The sequence below is a fragment of the Bradyrhizobium sp. F1.13.3 genome, assembly GCF_040548265.1.
GTDB lineage: Bacteria > Pseudomonadota > Alphaproteobacteria > Rhizobiales > Xanthobacteraceae > Bradyrhizobium.
On sequence record NZ_JBEPRI010000015.1, the window covers coordinates 57,492 to 72,609 of the forward strand.

A 15,118-nucleotide genomic window follows, 5' to 3' on the forward strand; every position below is an offset into this window, starting at 1 on the left:
CGATGGCACAGATCAGGGTCGAAGCGCTCGACAAATCCTTCGGGACGTTCCATGCGGTCAAGGCCGCCAGCTTCACGGTGGAAGACGGCCAGTTCCTCTGCCTGCTCGGGCCTTCCGGCTGCGGCAAGACGACAACACTGCGCATGATCGCAGGGCTGGAATTGCCGACGGCCGGCACCATCAGGCTCGGCGGCGACAATGTTACGATGAATCGCGCCTCGGCGCGCGACATCGCCTTCGTGTTCCAGCTGTTTGCGCTCTATCCGCACATGAACGTCCGACGCAATATCGGCTTTCCGCTGAAATGCGAGCGAATTGGAGCGGCCGAGCGCGACCGGCGGGTGGTGGAAGCTGCCCGGATTCTGCGCATTTCCCATCTCCTCGACCGATCGGTGTCGGGCCTCGCGGGCGGCGACCGGCAGCGCGTCGCACTTGGGCGAGCCATCGTCCGCAAGCCAAAATGCTTCCTGATGGACGAGCCGCTCGGCGCACTCGACACCGAAATGCGCGAGGCGATGATCCATGAATTGCGCGCGCTGCATGACCGACTCGGCGCGACGACGGTGTATGTCACCCACGACCAGCTCGAGGCCATGGCGATGGCCGACATGATCGCCGTGATGAACAACGGCGTCGTCGAGCAGGTCGCGAGCCCGCGCGACATCTACGACCGGCCTGCTTCGCTTTTCGTCGCAGATTTCATCGGTTCACCACCTATGAATTTCCTGCCGTTCCACGGTCGACTGCAAGTCGGCGCGCAGGCGGTCTGGCTGGCCGAGCGCGAAGTCGCAATTCCTGCGGCACGCGAGGAGCTGACGGAAAGCGATCTCGTCCTCGGGGTCCGGCCGGAGCATGTGCGGTTCACCGATCGCGGCATGGTACGGGGCGAGGTTTATGGGTCGGAATATCTCGGCACGACGCAGATCGTGACCGTTACGACGCGCTACGGCGCACTCAAGGCCCGTTCACCCAGCAGCATGCGCTTTCGGACTGGAGAGAGTGTCGGGCTCGACTTCCGGCCCGACACACTCTCGATCTTCGACAAGGTGTCGGGTCGGGCCATCCGCACCGCTTTGCATGAAGGAGGTGCGCATGGCTGAAGTCGAGATCAGGGCGGTCGCCAAGTCGTTCGGCCACACGCAAGCGGTTGTCGACCTGTCTCTCACCGTGGGAGACGGCGAATTCGTTGCGTTACTGGGGCCGACGGGTGCCGGTAAGACGACGGCGCTGCGGCTTGTCGCCGGACTGGAGAGGCCAGACAGCGGTTCGATCCGGATCGGTGGACGTGATGTGACCGGCGATGCGCCGGCCGATCGCGACGTCGCCTTCGTCTTCCAGCAATATTCCTTGTATCCGCATCTTAGCGTGTTCGAGAATATGGCCTTTGCGTTACGTGCGCCGATCCGCCGCGTACCCGAGGCCGAGATTCGTGCGAAGGTCGAGGAGGTTGCGCGTCTTCTCCACATCGAAACAAAGCTGCACAACAAAGCGACGCAGTTGTCGGGCGGGCAGATGCAGCGTGTCGCGATCGGCCGGGCCTTGGTACGCTCGCCCTCGATCTATTTGATGGACGAGCCACTCTCCTCCCTGGATGCCAAGTTGCGCGGCGAAATGCGGCTCGAACTCAAGCGCATCCAAACCGATCTCGGCGCCACCATTCTCTACGTCACCCATGATCAGACGGAGGCGATGACTATGGCTTCGCGCATCGGCGTGATCGAGGCTGGCCGGCTGATGCAGATCGGTACGCCGCGCGAGATTTACGAGAACCCGATCAACGCCCATGTCGCCGCGCGGCTTGGCCAGCCGATGATCAACCTGCTGCCGGCGGCTCTATTCGCCGGCATTCCGCCAGGCGCCAAGACCATCGGCGCGCGTACCGAGCACCTGACGATCGCACGCAGCGGCGGAGACGTGTCGGCAACTGTCACGCGGGTCGAACATCTCGGCGACCAGAGCCATCTCCACCTCGACCTCGGCGGCCAGCCGGTCGTGACGTTGGCCGACCCCGAGGCGAGGTTGGGCCCGGGTGACATCGTGTCGCTCCGACTCAACAAGCCGCTGTTGTTCGATGCGGCCGGCGGGAGGATCGCGGCATGACTCTCGATCGGCTTGCCAGGGAAAAGCTGGTGCGGGCATTGGCGGAATCCGTGATCGAGCACGCCGACGAATTGACGAGCCTCGATCAGGCGATCGGTGACGGCGATCACGGGCTGAACATGAAGCGCGGCTTCGAGGCCGTGCTCGCGACACTCCCCGGCCTTGCCGACAAATCGTTGCCGGAAATGCTGAAGGCGATCGGAATGACGCTGGTGATGAAGGTCGGTGGCGCTTCCGGGCCGCTGGTTGGCACTTTCTTCGTGGAGCTAGGCAAGGCGCTTCCGGAGCAGCCGATCCGAGCGGATCTCGTCACGGCGATGGAGAAGGCGATTGATGCCGTCAAAGCGCGCGGGCGCTCGGAGGCGGGGCAGAAAACCTTGCTGGATGTCTTGGTGCCGGTCCAGCTCGTGTTGGCGGGCGGCGGCGATGCCAAGGCGATAGCGGCGGAAGCGGCGCAAGCGGCCGATCGCACCACGCCCATGCTTGCGATCCGCGGCCGTGCGTCCTTTCTCGGCGAACGTTCCATCGGTCATATGGACCCTGGTTCGCGTTCGGCGTCCCTTTTGATCGGGGCCGCAGTCAAGGTCCTGGAGTTCGAGGCAAGTTCATGAGCAGTTCAAATTCCGGCAATGTCGGGATCGTTATCGTTTCACATTCCCCCAAGATCGCGGAAGGCGCGGCGGATATGGTGCGCCAGATGGTAGGGAACGCCGTGCCGCTCGCCTGGACAGGCGGCGACATCGATGGAGGGCTCGGCACCAATGTTGCCGGAATCCTCGAGGCGATCGAGGCAGCCTGGTCGCCGGCAGGCGTGGCGGTGCTGGTTGATCTTGGCGGGGCGGAGACAAATTCCGAGATGGCAGTGGAAATGCTGCCTGAAGATCGACGGGCGCGCGTTGTCGTCTGCAATGCCCCGGTGGTCGAGGGAGCTGTGATCGCGGCAACCGAGTCTTCGGGCGGCTCACCGCTTGCCGCGGTCAAACGTAGCGCGGAGGAATTCTATGCATGATGCTCACGCCAGCCGGCCGGGCGAAACGCCGGTGCCGCTGACAGCCTCGGTGGTTCTCGTCAACAAAGTCGGTCTTCATGCGCGCCCCTCGGTCAAGCTCACGCAGTGCGCCAAGGGTTTTACCGCGAAGATCGAGCTCGCCCTCGCGGTGGACGGGCCCTGGACGGACGCCAAGAGCCCGGTAAAGGTCATGCGTGTGAAGGCGCCGCAGGGCGCAACGCTGCATTTCCGCGTTACCGGCTCCGATGGCAAGGCAGCGCTTGCTGCTGTACTGGCGCTTGTGCATGACGGCTTCGGCGAGGCCTGATCGCTGTGGCAGAGTTTCATCTCATCGGCCGTGCTGCCTCGCCGGGTCTCGCGATCGGACCGGTCACCACGCTGACTGCGGCCGCGACCAGGCGGGCAGCGAGCGACGATCCCGCGCAGGAGGCGGCGGCACTGCGGGCGGCGATTGAAGGTGCGAGAGCGGAGATCGCTGAGCAGATAAAGACGAACCAGGGCGACGTGGCCGACATTCTGGAATTTCAGGTCGCCATGCTTGAGGATGATGCGCTGGCGGATCCGGCCTATGGGGTCATCTCGGAGGGGATCACTGCCGACCACGCCTGGCGCTTGGCGCTCGACGTGGAGATAGCTGGCTATCGCGCTGCTGAAGATGAATATTTCCGTGCCCGTGCGGCCGATATCGTCGACATCCGCGACCGTGTGCTCGCGCATCTGAGCGGCGTGGACACGGTCGCCAGGATTGCCAGTGGCTCGATCGTGGCGGCTGACGACATCACGCCTTCCGCTTTTCTCGCCGCTGACTGGTCCCGCGGCGGCGCCATCGCGCTGGCTGCGGGCTCACCTTCCTCGCATGTTGCGATGTTGGCGCGGGCGCGCGGGGCGCCTATGGTCGTTGGGCTCGGCCCACTGTCGTGGAACGGACAGCCACCGGCGTTGGCGCTCGTCGACGGCAATGCCGGCACCGTGATCTTCGATCCCGAGCCGGAAACGCGCCGCGTGTTCGAACACCGCATGGCGCTTGCGAATGCCGCGCAAGCCGCAGCCGATGACGGCCGGCTCGAGTCGGCACGCACGGCCGACGGCCGGCCCATCGCGGTCCTTCTCAATATCGCCGCGCCCGAGGATCTCGCTGGCCTCGATCCCGCAATCTGCGACGGCATCGGCCTCGTGCGTACGGAATTTCTGTTCGAGGCCTCCCAGGGCCTGCCGGACGAGAACGTGCAATATGCAGTCTATCGGCGCATTCTCGACTGGGCCGAGGGAATGCCGGTGACGATCCGCACCCTCGACGCCGGCGGCGACAAGCCAATCGCTGGCTTGACCATCGATGACGAGCGCAATCCGTTCCTCGGCCTTCGCGGCATCCGACTCTCGCTCGCGCGGCCGGACGTGTTTCGGGTTCAACTGCGGGCACTGTGTCGTGCGGCCGTGCACGGGGTGCTGAAGGTGATGCTGCCGATGATCGCGGTCCCTTCGGAACTCGACCGTGCGAATGCCCTCCTGGATGCAGAGTTCGCGGCGCTCAGAGCGGAAGGCATCGCCTGTGCCCGACCGCCGCTCGGCATCATGGTCGAGGTCCCGGCGGCGGCGCTCCGCGCCGAGGATTTCGACGCGGCCTTCTATTCCATCGGCTCGAACGACCTGACCCAGTACACGATGGCGGCGGCGCGCGATATCGGTGCCGTCGCGGACCTCAACGACAGCGGCAATCCGGCGGTGCTGGCACTGATCTCGCGGACTGTCGAGGCCGGACGAAAGCTCGGCGTGGAGGTCTCGCTCTGCGGTGATGCCGCGGCCGATACGCGACTGACCACGGCGCTGATCGCCACCGGGTTGACAACTCTCTCGGTGTCGCCGATTGCCGTCGCGCGGCTCAAAGCCGCAATCGCAAAGGTACGTTCGTGACGGATGAGGCAGGCGAGAATACCCGCGCGCCTGGTGACAGCAATGTGGCGGATTACAAGGCCATCCTGCGACGGGTGCTCGACAATCGGCCCTCGGGAACGCGGCTGAAGCTGGCGGCGGCGCTGGGCAAGAACCGCTCCTTCGTCACCCAGATCACCAATCCGGCGTATCTGGTTCCGATTCCGGCGAAGCATGTCGCGATCATCTTCGAAGTCTGCCATCTGTCCGGCACCGAGCGTGCGGCTTTCCTCAAAGCCTATGGACGCGCGCATCCCGGCCGGCTGCGCGCACCGCACCGCGAGGCGCGCACCCGCATTGTCTCGGTGACCGTACCCGACCTCGGCGACGACAAGAAGAACCGTGCGCTCGAACAGCTGATCGTGGATTTCGCCGCGCAACTGGCGCGCTATGCCGAAAATGTGGGTTGAGCCTTTGATTCGAACATGAGACCAGACCGGAGGACATTCATGAAAAAGCTGATCAACAGCACCGATGCGATACTCGAAGAAAGTCTGGACGGTTTCGCGGCAGCCCATGCGGATATCCTGCTTCTTGGCCCCGAGCGCAAATTCGTCCGCCGCCGCACGTTGAAGCCGGGCAAGGTCGCGCTGATTTCGGGCGGCGGCTCGGGACACGAGCCGCTGCATGCGGGCTTTGTCGGCCTTGGTATGCTCGATGCCGCTTGCCCCGGCCAAGTCTTCACCTCGCCGACGCCAGACCAGATGGTCGAGGCCGCGGAGGCGGTCGACACGGGCGCAGGCGTGCTCTTCATCGTCAAGAACTACGAAGGCGATGTGATGAATTTCACCATGGCAGCCGAGATGGCGGGGCGGGAAGTTGCGAGCGTGGTGACCAACGACGACGTGGCGGTGGAGAAATCGACCTATACGACCGGTCGTCGCGGCGTCGCGGGGACATTGATCGTGGAAAAAATGGTCGGCGCTGCAGCCGAGACCGGCATGCCGCTTGCCGCTCTCGCCTCGCTCGGCGAAGAGGTCAACCGGCGCACCCGCTCGATGGGGGTGGCGCTCTTGCCATGCACCGTACCGGCGGCAGGGCGGCCAAATTTCGCATTGGCCGACAATGAAATGGAAATGGGCGTCGGCATTCATGGCGAGCCCGGCCGGCGCAGGGTTCCGCTGGCGTCCGCCGATGCGATTTCCGCCGAGCTGCTCGATGCGATCTTGAAGGATCTTGCGCCCGGCAAGGGGAGCGAAGTGCTGCTTCTCGTCAACGGATTTGGCGCGACGCCTCTGATCGAGCTCTATTTGATGGTCAATGCCGCAAAGCGGATTCTGGACAGCGCGGGGGTGGCAGTGGTGCGCTACCTGACCGGTTCCTACGTCACATCCCTCGATATGGCCGGTGTCTCGATCACCGTGTCCGTGCTTGATAGCCAGTCGACGAAATTATGGGATGCCCCGGTGCAGACAGCAGCTCTGCGGTGGGGCGTCTGATCACAGCTCGCGGCTTGGGTTGATCACAAACAATGACCTATCGACTTCGCTCCCGCGACGCTAGTCCTATCAAGGCGCGAGGCCAGGAGTTAAGCTGCCCTCTGGTAAGAGAACAGCGCCTCCACGTTAGCCATGTAGCGGTCTAGGGAATCGAACCCCCGACGCCGCCGGATGCATCAGTGCGAAGTCAAGCCGATTTTGATTCCGCCATTCGATGCTGCTTCGTTGCAGCCAAAAGGCACTCAAAGCGTTGACTTCGTTACGCACACGCGCCGGTAGGCGCAGATTTTTGCGACGTATTTGGAAGCACTGCAATCCGAGCACCGGGCTGACTTAACGGAATCGCGGATCCGGGGTTTGCACCGGTGTATCGAAGCCATCTGAGGGGTGAGGGATCGCGCAAGTTTCGGCACGCCGTCTGTGTTTCGGCGCGGGGTCTTGGCGCTTATCGGCGTGGGGGTCTAATGGATCAGGTTCAAGGCAATCAATGACTTGAAGGGCCCCCAAGACGCCGATGGGGGTCACTTTTCGATCAGCATTTACACCATCTTCAGCGCGGTCGGATGTTTCTTCAGGATGGATACCGAGTCGGCCTCATGACAATACGAATAAGATCGGCGTAATTTCTTGCGCCGACCTTCCTCATGATATGCGAACGATGGTCTTCGACGGTACGCGGGCTAATCCCAAGGGTCCGAGCCGCTTCCTTGTTCGATGCGCCGGAGACGAACTGCTCCAACACTTCCCGCTCGCGTTTGCTGAGCGGTTCGGCACCAGGAATATGCAGCGGCCCCAACTCGGTGCTCCCACTTTGACGTCCCGCATAGGATTTAAGAGCGCCTTCGACGCGTGAGATCAATTCACAGCTGTGGAAGGGCTTCTCGATAAAATCGAGGGCACCCAGCTTCATGGCGGAGACCGCCATCGCAACGTCGCCCTGGCCAGAAATGACAATGACAGGAGCGGGATATTTGTCCGCCTGCAGTTCTGCGAGAAGCTCAAGGCCGGATTTGCCCGGAACGAATACGTCCAGCAGCATGCAATCGGGAATGCGCGTCCGAGCAGTTGCGAGAAGTGCCCCGGCGTCGGCAAAGCAGACGACCTCATGGCCGGCCTTTGTCAGAACCATGGAAAGCACTTCGCGCACGCCGCGTTCGTCTTCAAGCACGAAAATCTCAGTCGCGGTTTTGGTCCGGCGATTCATTGGCAATTGGCTGCTTTTCGACTGAATTGGAGACCAAGCCGTCGGCTCATGGGCGCGTACGGTGAAATTGCCTTCGGCCGCATCGGCTGATCCATTTTGCCGAAAAACCGTTTTCTGTCCAATACTTAGCCGCAGACAGTTCCATATCTTTGGCGTATAGGTCATGGTGCCGAGGGCGGCCCACCAACAAACGAGCTCCCGGAAGCAACTCCACACGTCCGTCGAAGCAGAGAGCCTGCGCCATGGAGCTACGCCATTTACGCTACTTCGTCGCGGTCGCCGAAGAGTTGAGCTTTACGCGGGCGGCCAAACGCCTTGGAATCAGTCAACCGCCGCTGAGCGCACAGGTCCGTCAGCTGGAGAAAGAGCTCGGATCTCAACTGCTGCTACGCCGGGCGCGAGGTGTGGAGCTCACAAGCGCCGGCAAGTTGCTGCTCGAAGAAGCGCGGCTCATTCTCAAGCAGATCGAGACGGCAAAAACGTCTGTGCGCCGGCGCGCCCGGGCCGAAACGGGTCAGCTGATCGTCGGGTCCGCGGGCGCGACCTATTTTCACCCGCTTATCCCGGAGATCATCCGCGAATACGGCAAGCGTTTTCCGGATATTGTTCTCATGCCGACTGCGAGCAACACGGCCTTGCTGATTGCGCGGCTGCGCACAGGCAACGTCGATATTGCTTTCGTGCGGCCGCCAATCAGCGACACCAGCGGTCTTGTTCTGCAGCCGCTGGTTTCGGAAGACTCCGTCGTGGTATTGCCGAAATCGCACCAGCTGGCCGGTCTGGCATCCGTTGCACTCGCGGAATTGGCGAGGGAAGTCTTCGTGATGTATCCGCGCGGGCTCAATCCCGACAGCTATGATGCCATCATCGCGGCCTGCCGCGCCGCGGGCTTCAATCCTGCTTTGGGCCAGGAGGCTCCACAAATTCTCGCGGTTATACCGCTCGTTGCTGCAGGCTTGGGCATATCGATAGTACCACGTTCAACCACCAGAATCCTGTCTGACGAGGTTCGCTACGTACCGATCAAAGGACACGCGCCGCCTGCGGAAATTCGCCTGGCTTATCGAAGGCAGGATGCCTCGCAGGCTGCCAAGGACTTCGTTGCCGTTGCCCGTCGGCTGCTCCGCGCGAAAGAACGTTAAGCGAGGTGCGCCGGACGCGCGTTGGCGCAGTGAACCTCGAACGCGACCTCTGTCCGCACTCCGCAGATTTGCGGAGCCGTTATTTAGCAGTTTCCTTACCCCTCCCCGGATAGTCCCTCGCATGAGCGCATCCGAATTCGGCACAGGAGAGCTGCCAACAGCTTCATCGAGCGCTGCGACTAGCTCGTCTCAAACGACGACCGTCTTCTAGTGCCGTTCAACGATGCAAGAAATACTCGGTACGGCCTGGAATAATCACATCCGACAATCTCAAATGACGACAATTATGGCAACGCTCGCCAGCAATGAACTCGCCGTTGAGATCGTCAATGCGCATCATCGCGACGAGATCGGCACGATGGCGAAAACTGTTCACGCCTAAGTGAGGGAAAGCGATGCAAATGCAAAATTGCTCGGTCGAGGAGATCCTCTCGAGGTCCTGGGACAGGAAGATCGCTCACGATCTTCTTTCAGAACTCGAGGCCTATACGGGCGAGAGGCTTTCGGCCACGGCGGAGATGCGTCGCTTTCTTGCGTGCAAGGGGTATCGGGACCTTCTTGAGCGCCTGCAACTCGCCCGAAACGGGAGAACGTCATGGAACGCGCTACGGTCGGTCGCGTACGCCATGCGGGAGTATGCGTTGGAAAGTCCGGCACTTTCGGCGGCCACTTTTCGCACGCCTGTGAGCGATTGCCCGGAATGGCGCGAGGCCCATGCTCGCCTCTGCGAATTCATGCGGGGCCTATTTGCGGAGTGCGGCTTGAACGGGGGCGAGGCTGAGCTCGCGCTGTGTACCTTGAGAAGCCTGGTGCGTGGATTCGTCGTGCACGAAGTGATGGGCTCATTTGTCGCGACATTCTCGTACACCGACGCATTCGAGGCGGCGGTTCAGATCTTCCTGAGTGGGATGTCGACGCTTTCCGCCGGCGACAGCGCCGCAGTCCCTGTCCAAATCAATCCATTGAAGCACATAGAAAGATCCACCAAATGAGCGTGATTCAACTCGGAAATAGAAGTTTTGCACCGAAGTCGAATCCGAATTTGAGTGACCCCGAAATCCTGACCGCAAAGTTGGCTGCAGTCGAATCAGCCGCGGAGACCCTGATCGAGGCGTTGGATGCGACTGTCGCTGCTGCAGAGCTGATCAAGCGCCTTTCTGAGCGGCCAACGCCGGCCACCGGGCAGCTCCTCGATGTCATTAATGCTCAGCTTCAAGAGACATTGACAGGCCTTGGCAGCCTGCACCACGAGCTGAAGCGCTTGTAACTCGCCGACTTCCCTCAGGATGAGGGGAGAGGCGACTGACGACCATCGCCCGTCTCGCTCAGGGCGGCTACGGAGTAAGTATTCCGTTGCAGCCCAAGCGCAGCTGAACCTGCGATCATCGCCCGCCAAAGGCAAAGGACAAATCCATGCAGAAAGTACTTCACAGCGTCAATGGTCGCATCCTCCTCCTTCCCGTGCTTGCAGTTCTGGCGCTGCTGATCGCCGGCGCGTTCTCCGTTCGCAGTATCGGCGATATTACCCTGCAGGAGCATCAGGCTCGCGCTCGGGCAGTGACCAGCGCAGCGGTCAAGGTAGTCGAGATGTTCGAGAGCAGGGCGGCGAAAGGCGAGATCAGCGTGGAGGCCGCCCAAGCCGCGGCAAAGCAAGTGCTCCGCGCCATTCGCTATGACGGAACCGAATATATGACGGTCCGGCGAACCGACGGCGTCATTGAGGTGAACGGAATGTTCAGCAACCGGGAGGGCGAGCAGTCGAGGGACAACAGGGACGCCAACGGTGCCTTTTTCGGTCGCGACATGGTCGCCGCAGCAGAGGGCGGCGGTGGCTTCAGCTATTATCTCTGGCCGAAGACGCCGAACACGCCGCCGGTGCGCAAGGCCACATATTCGCAGCTCACCAATAGCTGGAAATGGGTCGTGAGCTCCGGCGTCTATCTGGATGTCGTCGATGCTGCGACCTGGTCGACTGCGCTGCGTACCGGCGGCATCATTATAGTACTAGCACTGATCTCGTTCGCGCTCGCATTCTGGCTTGGTCGTCGTATCACCCGACCAATTCTGAAGCTCGTCGACGCAGCGCACCGCCTTGCAGACGGTGACCTTGCGACCAACGTGCCGGAAACCGAGCGGCGCGATGAGATTGGTACGCTGGCGCAGGCTGTTGCGGTCCTGAAGAATCGCTCGGCGGAAGCTGTGCGGCTTGCGGGCGAACAGGAGGAGCTGAAAGCCGGCGCTGCGCGCGAGCGGCAGCTGGCGATGCGCCGGCTGGCCGATGGTTTCGAGGCGTCCGTCAAGGCGGTTGTTGACGCAATCGCCTCTGCTTCGACTGAAATGGAAGCTTCGGCCAACTCCATGACCGCGGCGGCAGACACGGCAAATAGTGCAACGACAGCTGCCGCTGGAGCCGCCGAGCAAACCAGCGCCAATGTTGGAACCGTTGCGGCCGCTACCGAGGAGCTTTCGTCTTCGATCGGCGAGATTTCGCGCCAGGTCACGCACTCGTCGCAGGTTGCTTCCGGAGCGGTCTCCGAAGCCGGGCGGGCAAACGCGACCATGACCAGCCTCGTTAATTCCGCCAAACGCGTTGGCGACATCGTGGCGTTGATTACCGGGATTGCCGCGCAAACCAACCTGCTCGCTCTGAACGCCACGATTGAAGCGGCGCGCGCCGGCGAGGCGGGGCGCGGGTTTGCGGTAGTTGCATCCGAGGTGAAATCCTTGGCCGACCAAACCGCCAAGGCGACGGACGAAATACAGTCCATGGTCGCGGAGATCGAATCGATGACGGGCACCGCTGTCACCACGATCAATAGCATCGGTAACACGGTCGCACAGATGAACGATATTACGGCAGCGATCGCGGCGGCGGTCGAGGAGCAGGGCGCTGCAACTCGCGAAATAGCCGGAAATATACAACAGGCGGCAACCGGCGCCCGAGAGGTCTCGGCCAACGTGACCGCCGCAATGGGCGCAGCTTCGGAAACAGGCGCGATTGCGGACAACGTACTGTCCGCGGCAAGCCACTTGTCGGGCGAATCCGAGCGACTGAAATCAGAAGTTGCGAGGTTCTTGGACGGGGTTCGCGCCGCATAATATCTGCTGGCGCGAGTTTCTCCTTGCAATTCGGCTGGCGGAGCGAATGCTCGCTCATTGTCGATGAGCGACGTGTGGGCGAGGACGGTCGGCTCATACTGAGTTCTGCAGGTGGCGCCCTTTTGTCCGGTTATCGGGAGACAATCCGCGAATGCGGCAAGCGCTTTCCGGAGGTCATTCGTCAGTCCACACGCGAGCAATACGGCTATCACTGACATGGCGGGGCTCTTCCTGCAGCCGGTGGTCTTGGAACACTCGATTCGATCCTGCCGAATCGGGCGAACACGCCGGCTTGCATCGGTACCGCTGGGCACTGTCAAAGGAAGCTTTTGTAATATATCCGCCGGCGCTGAATCCCGAAAGCTTGATGCCCAAAAGGCAGCCTGCGGCGCTAAGGGCTTCTCCCTCACCTGGTCCAACGAGGTTCGCTATGTCTCGACCGACGGAATGCGCCGCCTGGCGGAGAATTGCCTTGCATCTCGACGAAAGGATCCCTCTCGGGTTGCCAGGAATTGTTCCTGATACCCGTCGACTCCTGCGCCGAAGGAATGCCGAACAATGCGGATGCTCCGGCCCCAGTCTTAGCGCAGCGAGAAAGCTCTCTCGCGCTCTCTCTCGCTGCAAGACCCGTGGATTTGCGGAGTCCTAGCAACTTGCTCATTACGGCCCTGCGACGTTGGTTTGCGCGTTGATTTAGCCGGAGCGGATCCCACGCGTAACTCGCGGCGCAGCGCATGTTCGACCGCACGCGTCATGGAGGCACACCTGAACCAAGAAAAGGACGCCGCCTGGGTCCGGCGACGGCTATCGGATCCGAGCGAACCTTTGGACCACCACGAGATGATGCTCCAAACCGAGATGCTATTGTTCAATCTCGATGTGCCCGATCGTGGAGCCTTCGTAAAAGGCCTGAAACACTTCGTCGACGATGCACCTAGCCTCAAGGCGATCATAGAGAACACTCTCAAACCTCAGACCGTAAGCGCCGACCTGCGGCGCATGGAAGCTGCAAACCAGCGACACGCGAAGCAGGCGGAACGGCGCGACGCCAAAGCTCTCGCCAGTTGGATCGTATTCTGGCGTGAAATAGCGCAGCACCCGGAAGCCGTATTCAAACCGGAGCGGGCCCAAAATACCGCGTGGAATCTCTGGCAGGCAGTCGAGCGGTCCGAACAAGAAAGCCGCGCATCCGGTTGGAATCGACGCTTCATCGAAGGTCAATTCGCCCGGGACGTCGCAGATAGGCTTCGCGAGACCATGATGACGGCATGGCGCATAGATAAGCCTACGTTGCGCAGCGAGCGACCGGCGGACCAGAAGGATACATTTTTGGTCAGGTGGCAATTCGGCCTGGCTGGGATCTATGCCGAAGCCGAGGACGACCGCTGGACGGATCGACTTACCGAAGAGGAAGCCGAGCTGGCGACCCGTTATGCACCACTCGAACTGAACGGCTTCCCGTCCTGGCTCGAACGCCTGGTCGCCAAATATCCCGCCGCGGTCGACCGCATTCTAGGTAACGAACTGAGCGTTTCGCTCTGCGATGCGGCGAGCAATGGAACTTACTCGATGTTCCTTCAGAACGTGAGCTATGCGCACCCTAAGGTCGCCGCGCTATTCATTCCTCGCATTCGAGCTTGGCTTTCGGAAGTCGCAGCGTCTGACGCTAAGCGCGAGGATCCGCAGGCCGGACAAAATTTACGGCAGGCCGTCACGATCCTGGTCAGGCTCGGCTCCGACGACGACCGCCGGTTTGTGCAGGCTACGGCAAGAGAGCGCCTGGCCGACGGTCTTTCGATTCCGTATCCCGACGTCTGGCTGCATGCCCTGCTATATCTCAACGCGCCTGCCGGGATCGACGCTCTGGAGCAAGGTCTCTCGGCCAGCACGGCATCGAAATACGGATCAGGCGTTCAGATATGACACCAAGATCTTCAACACCGTGACCTGAAAATTTACCGCCAGGCTCGCTTTCAGCGCCACATGGTCGGCGCCCCGGAAAGGGATTCGCGACCGACTTGCCTGAGGCCTTCGGGCGAGGCCTCTCCGCGGGTGGCCGCCTCCAGGATCTTAGACGCTATGTGCGTGCGCGTTCCGGTCTCGCGCGCCGAAACGCTCTCCATGCCCGGCTATCCTGAGAATGTCCCTTCACTCGGGTAGACCGGAAGTTGGCCCCAGTCCAGCCAGCGAACACGAAGTGACCGCAGCGGCCGTGGCCAACCAGCGCGTTAGGGAACGCGAGCCGTGGTGATAGCTAATTCGTTCTCAGGGCCAGCGTCGGGCTGCCCACCAGCCTGCCAGAGGCGCCCCAAATGCTAGGCACCATATGAATTGCGCAACGGACGGCGCGAATATGGCCATCACTGTTGCGAACACGCATGCAAAGACCGGAAAGATCGCGGTTGCCAGCAATTCGGGATTCCGGTGACCTCGCAGCGCCAAAATCCATAGCAGCGCATTCAGGCCGGCAATGATAGTCAGATGCAAACCGTAGCTCACTGCGACAACGCTATCGAGCCGATACGCCCCGTAAAGTCCGTTTGTCACCGGAAGCATGACGATCGACAGCAGGAAGATCAGATTGAGCAAGACTTCGCCGCGGCTGCCTTCCGGCGCGAAGGTGAGCCGCCGATGATGGCTCAGCCAAAACACGCCGGCGACGATGAAGCTGATCATCAGCGCGATGACAGGTTGGGCGTAGGCATTTACAAGGTCTACCCAGGCCGGCGCGTTCGCGAACCTGCTGGCCTTCGGCAGATCATAGGCGAGCAGCGTCATCGCAACACCAAAGATGGTGTTGCTCAACGCCTCCAATCGGCGCATATCGAAATGACCGATCTGCTTCAACCTCGTTCCCCCTCAAAGCCGCCGGACGCGCTTCGCGGAGCTGGGCCGGTTGAGACGCCCGCCCATTTTTTTAGCCGCTGGCTTGTCGGATATAGATTGCCCCTTGTAGGCAAAAGTAACCGGCCCATCGCAGCACACTTCCTGGCTAATAGCAAAAGGCGTCAAGAGAGTCTGGTTCACCTAGGAACGGCTCGCGCAGAGGCAACTCGGCTTGCTTGCGGGATTCAAAGTAAGCGCGAAAACGCGATGTCGCGACTTCCGCCGCCCCATGCGGAAGCGCGGTTCAGCCGCCGCGATGTCCGCTCCCGCTGCTCAACTGGAAGTAAGCAGCCGAAATGCCGAACGGCCG

Annotated in this window: 15 protein-coding genes; 13 read left to right on the forward strand and 2 right to left on the reverse strand. The window is 61.6% G+C overall.

What is annotated here, in order from left to right:
- Positions 1-2 precede the first annotated feature (2 nt).
- The 8 genes from ABIB66_RS32305 to dhaK are packed head-to-tail and all read left to right on the forward strand — an operon-like array spanning position 3 to position 6,477.
- Complete coding sequence (locus ABIB66_RS32305; RefSeq protein WP_354257056.1) at positions 3-1,100, forward strand: ABC transporter ATP-binding protein; 1,098 nt, start codon at positions 3-5, stop codon at positions 1,098-1,100.
- Complete coding sequence (locus ABIB66_RS32310; RefSeq protein ID WP_354257059.1) at positions 1,093-2,100, forward strand: ABC transporter ATP-binding protein; 1,008 nt, start codon at positions 1,093-1,095, stop codon at positions 2,098-2,100. The genes ABIB66_RS32305 and ABIB66_RS32310 overlap by 8 nt, the downstream gene beginning before the upstream one ends.
- Positions 2,097-2,711 (forward strand): dihydroxyacetone kinase subunit DhaL, encoded by a 615-nt coding sequence (dhaL, locus tag ABIB66_RS32315; protein ID WP_354257062.1) that lies wholly within the window; start codon positions 2,097-2,099, stop codon positions 2,709-2,711. Before ABIB66_RS32310 ends, dhaL begins: the two co-directional genes overlap by 4 nt.
- Positions 2,708-3,109: a dihydroxyacetone kinase phosphoryl donor subunit DhaM gene (gene dhaM / locus ABIB66_RS32320; RefSeq protein ID WP_354257065.1), complete on the forward strand. Its 402-nt coding sequence runs from the start codon at positions 2,708-2,710 to the stop codon at positions 3,107-3,109. The genes dhaL and dhaM overlap by 4 nt, the downstream gene beginning before the upstream one ends.
- Positions 3,102-3,416 (forward strand): HPr family phosphocarrier protein, encoded by a 315-nt coding sequence (locus ABIB66_RS32325; RefSeq protein ID WP_354257069.1) that lies wholly within the window; start codon positions 3,102-3,104, stop codon positions 3,414-3,416. Before dhaM ends, ABIB66_RS32325 begins: the two co-directional genes overlap by 8 nt.
- A gap of 5 nt (positions 3,417-3,421) precedes the next feature.
- Entirely contained in the window at positions 3,422-5,020 is a 1,599-nt protein-coding gene (gene ptsP, locus ABIB66_RS32330) for a phosphoenolpyruvate--protein phosphotransferase (RefSeq protein WP_354257072.1), read from the forward strand.
- The gene (locus ABIB66_RS32335; RefSeq protein ID WP_354257075.1) at positions 5,017-5,448 is read left to right on the forward strand and encodes a hypothetical protein; all 432 of its coding nucleotides are present in this window, start codon (positions 5,017-5,019) and stop codon (positions 5,446-5,448) included. The genes ptsP and ABIB66_RS32335 overlap by 4 nt, the downstream gene beginning before the upstream one ends.
- 39 nt (positions 5,449-5,487) lie before the next feature.
- Entirely contained in the window at positions 5,488-6,477 is a 990-nt protein-coding gene (dhaK, locus tag ABIB66_RS32340) for a dihydroxyacetone kinase subunit DhaK (protein ID WP_354257078.1), read from the forward strand.
- Positions 6,478-7,048: 571 nt separating this feature from the next.
- On the opposite strand, the gene ABIB66_RS32345 is transcribed toward dhaK, so the two are convergent.
- The gene (locus tag ABIB66_RS32345; protein WP_354257439.1) at positions 7,049-7,681 is read right to left on the reverse strand and encodes a response regulator transcription factor; all 633 of its coding nucleotides are present in this window, start codon (positions 7,679-7,681) and stop codon (positions 7,049-7,051) included.
- Between the two features lie 242 nt (positions 7,682-7,923).
- Here ABIB66_RS32345 and ABIB66_RS32350 point away from each other — a divergent pair, with 242 nt between their 5' ends.
- The 5 genes from ABIB66_RS32350 (at position 7,924) to ABIB66_RS32370 (ending at position 13,845) form a co-directional block, all read left to right on the forward strand.
- Positions 7,924-8,823: a LysR family transcriptional regulator gene (locus ABIB66_RS32350; protein ID WP_354257081.1), complete on the forward strand. Its 900-nt coding sequence runs from the start codon at positions 7,924-7,926 to the stop codon at positions 8,821-8,823.
- 395 nt (positions 8,824-9,218) lie between these two features.
- Positions 9,219-9,815, forward strand: a complete 597-nt coding sequence (locus ABIB66_RS32355; RefSeq protein ID WP_354257084.1) for a TetR-like C-terminal domain-containing protein — start codon at positions 9,219-9,221, stop codon at positions 9,813-9,815.
- On the forward strand, positions 9,812-10,090 hold the full coding sequence (locus tag ABIB66_RS32360) for a hypothetical protein (protein ID WP_354257087.1): 279 nt from the start codon (positions 9,812-9,814) through the stop codon (positions 10,088-10,090). Before ABIB66_RS32355 ends, ABIB66_RS32360 begins: the two co-directional genes overlap by 4 nt.
- A 146-nt stretch (positions 10,091-10,236) precedes the next feature.
- Positions 10,237-11,922 carry a methyl-accepting chemotaxis protein gene (locus ABIB66_RS32365; RefSeq protein WP_354257090.1) on the forward strand — a complete coding sequence of 562 codons (1,686 nt, stop codon included), beginning with the start codon at positions 10,237-10,239 and terminating at the stop codon, positions 11,920-11,922.
- Positions 11,923-12,762: 840 nt separating this feature from the next.
- A complete protein-coding gene (locus ABIB66_RS32370) occupies positions 12,763-13,845 on the forward strand; it encodes a hypothetical protein (RefSeq protein ID WP_354257093.1) in 1,083 nt (360 codons plus the stop codon).
- Positions 13,846-14,187: 342 nt separating this feature from the next.
- Here the strand turns inward: ABIB66_RS32370 and ABIB66_RS32375 are convergent, their stop codons facing one another.
- On the reverse strand, positions 14,188-14,745 hold the full coding sequence (locus tag ABIB66_RS32375; RefSeq protein ID WP_354257442.1) for a TMEM175 family protein: 558 nt from the start codon (positions 14,743-14,745) through the stop codon (positions 14,188-14,190).
- Positions 14,746-15,118 lie beyond the last annotated feature (373 nt).

Bases quoted from the DNA above. Each gene is read 5' to 3' on its own strand.
- ABIB66_RS32305 (WP_354257056.1), top strand. From the start codon at position 3: ATGGCACAGATCAGGGTCGAAGCGCTCGACAAATCCTTCGGGACGTTC.
- ABIB66_RS32310 (WP_354257059.1), top strand. From the start codon at position 1,093: ATGGCTGAAGTCGAGATCAGGGCGGTCGCCAAGTCGTTCGGCCACACG.
- dhaL (WP_354257062.1), top strand. From the start codon at position 2,097: ATGACTCTCGATCGGCTTGCCAGGGAAAAGCTGGTGCGGGCATTGGCG.
- dhaM (WP_354257065.1), top strand. From the start codon at position 2,708: ATGAGCAGTTCAAATTCCGGCAATGTCGGGATCGTTATCGTTTCACAT.
- ABIB66_RS32325 (WP_354257069.1), top strand. From the start codon at position 3,102: ATGCATGATGCTCACGCCAGCCGGCCGGGCGAAACGCCGGTGCCGCTG.
- dhaK (WP_354257078.1), top strand. From the start codon at position 5,488: ATGAAAAAGCTGATCAACAGCACCGATGCGATACTCGAAGAAAGTCTG.
- ABIB66_RS32345 (WP_354257439.1), bottom strand. From the start codon at position 7,681: ATGAATCGCCGGACCAAAACCGCGACTGAGATTTTCGTGCTTGAAGAC.
- ABIB66_RS32350 (WP_354257081.1), top strand. From the start codon at position 7,924: ATGGAGCTACGCCATTTACGCTACTTCGTCGCGGTCGCCGAAGAGTTG.
- ABIB66_RS32355 (WP_354257084.1), top strand. From the start codon at position 9,219: ATGCAAATGCAAAATTGCTCGGTCGAGGAGATCCTCTCGAGGTCCTGG.
- ABIB66_RS32360 (WP_354257087.1), top strand. From the start codon at position 9,812: ATGAGCGTGATTCAACTCGGAAATAGAAGTTTTGCACCGAAGTCGAAT.
- ABIB66_RS32365 (WP_354257090.1), top strand. From the start codon at position 10,237: ATGCAGAAAGTACTTCACAGCGTCAATGGTCGCATCCTCCTCCTTCCC.
- ABIB66_RS32370 (WP_354257093.1), top strand. From the start codon at position 12,763: ATGATGCTCCAAACCGAGATGCTATTGTTCAATCTCGATGTGCCCGAT.
- ABIB66_RS32375 (WP_354257442.1), bottom strand. From the start codon at position 14,745: ATGCGCCGATTGGAGGCGTTGAGCAACACCATCTTTGGTGTTGCGATG.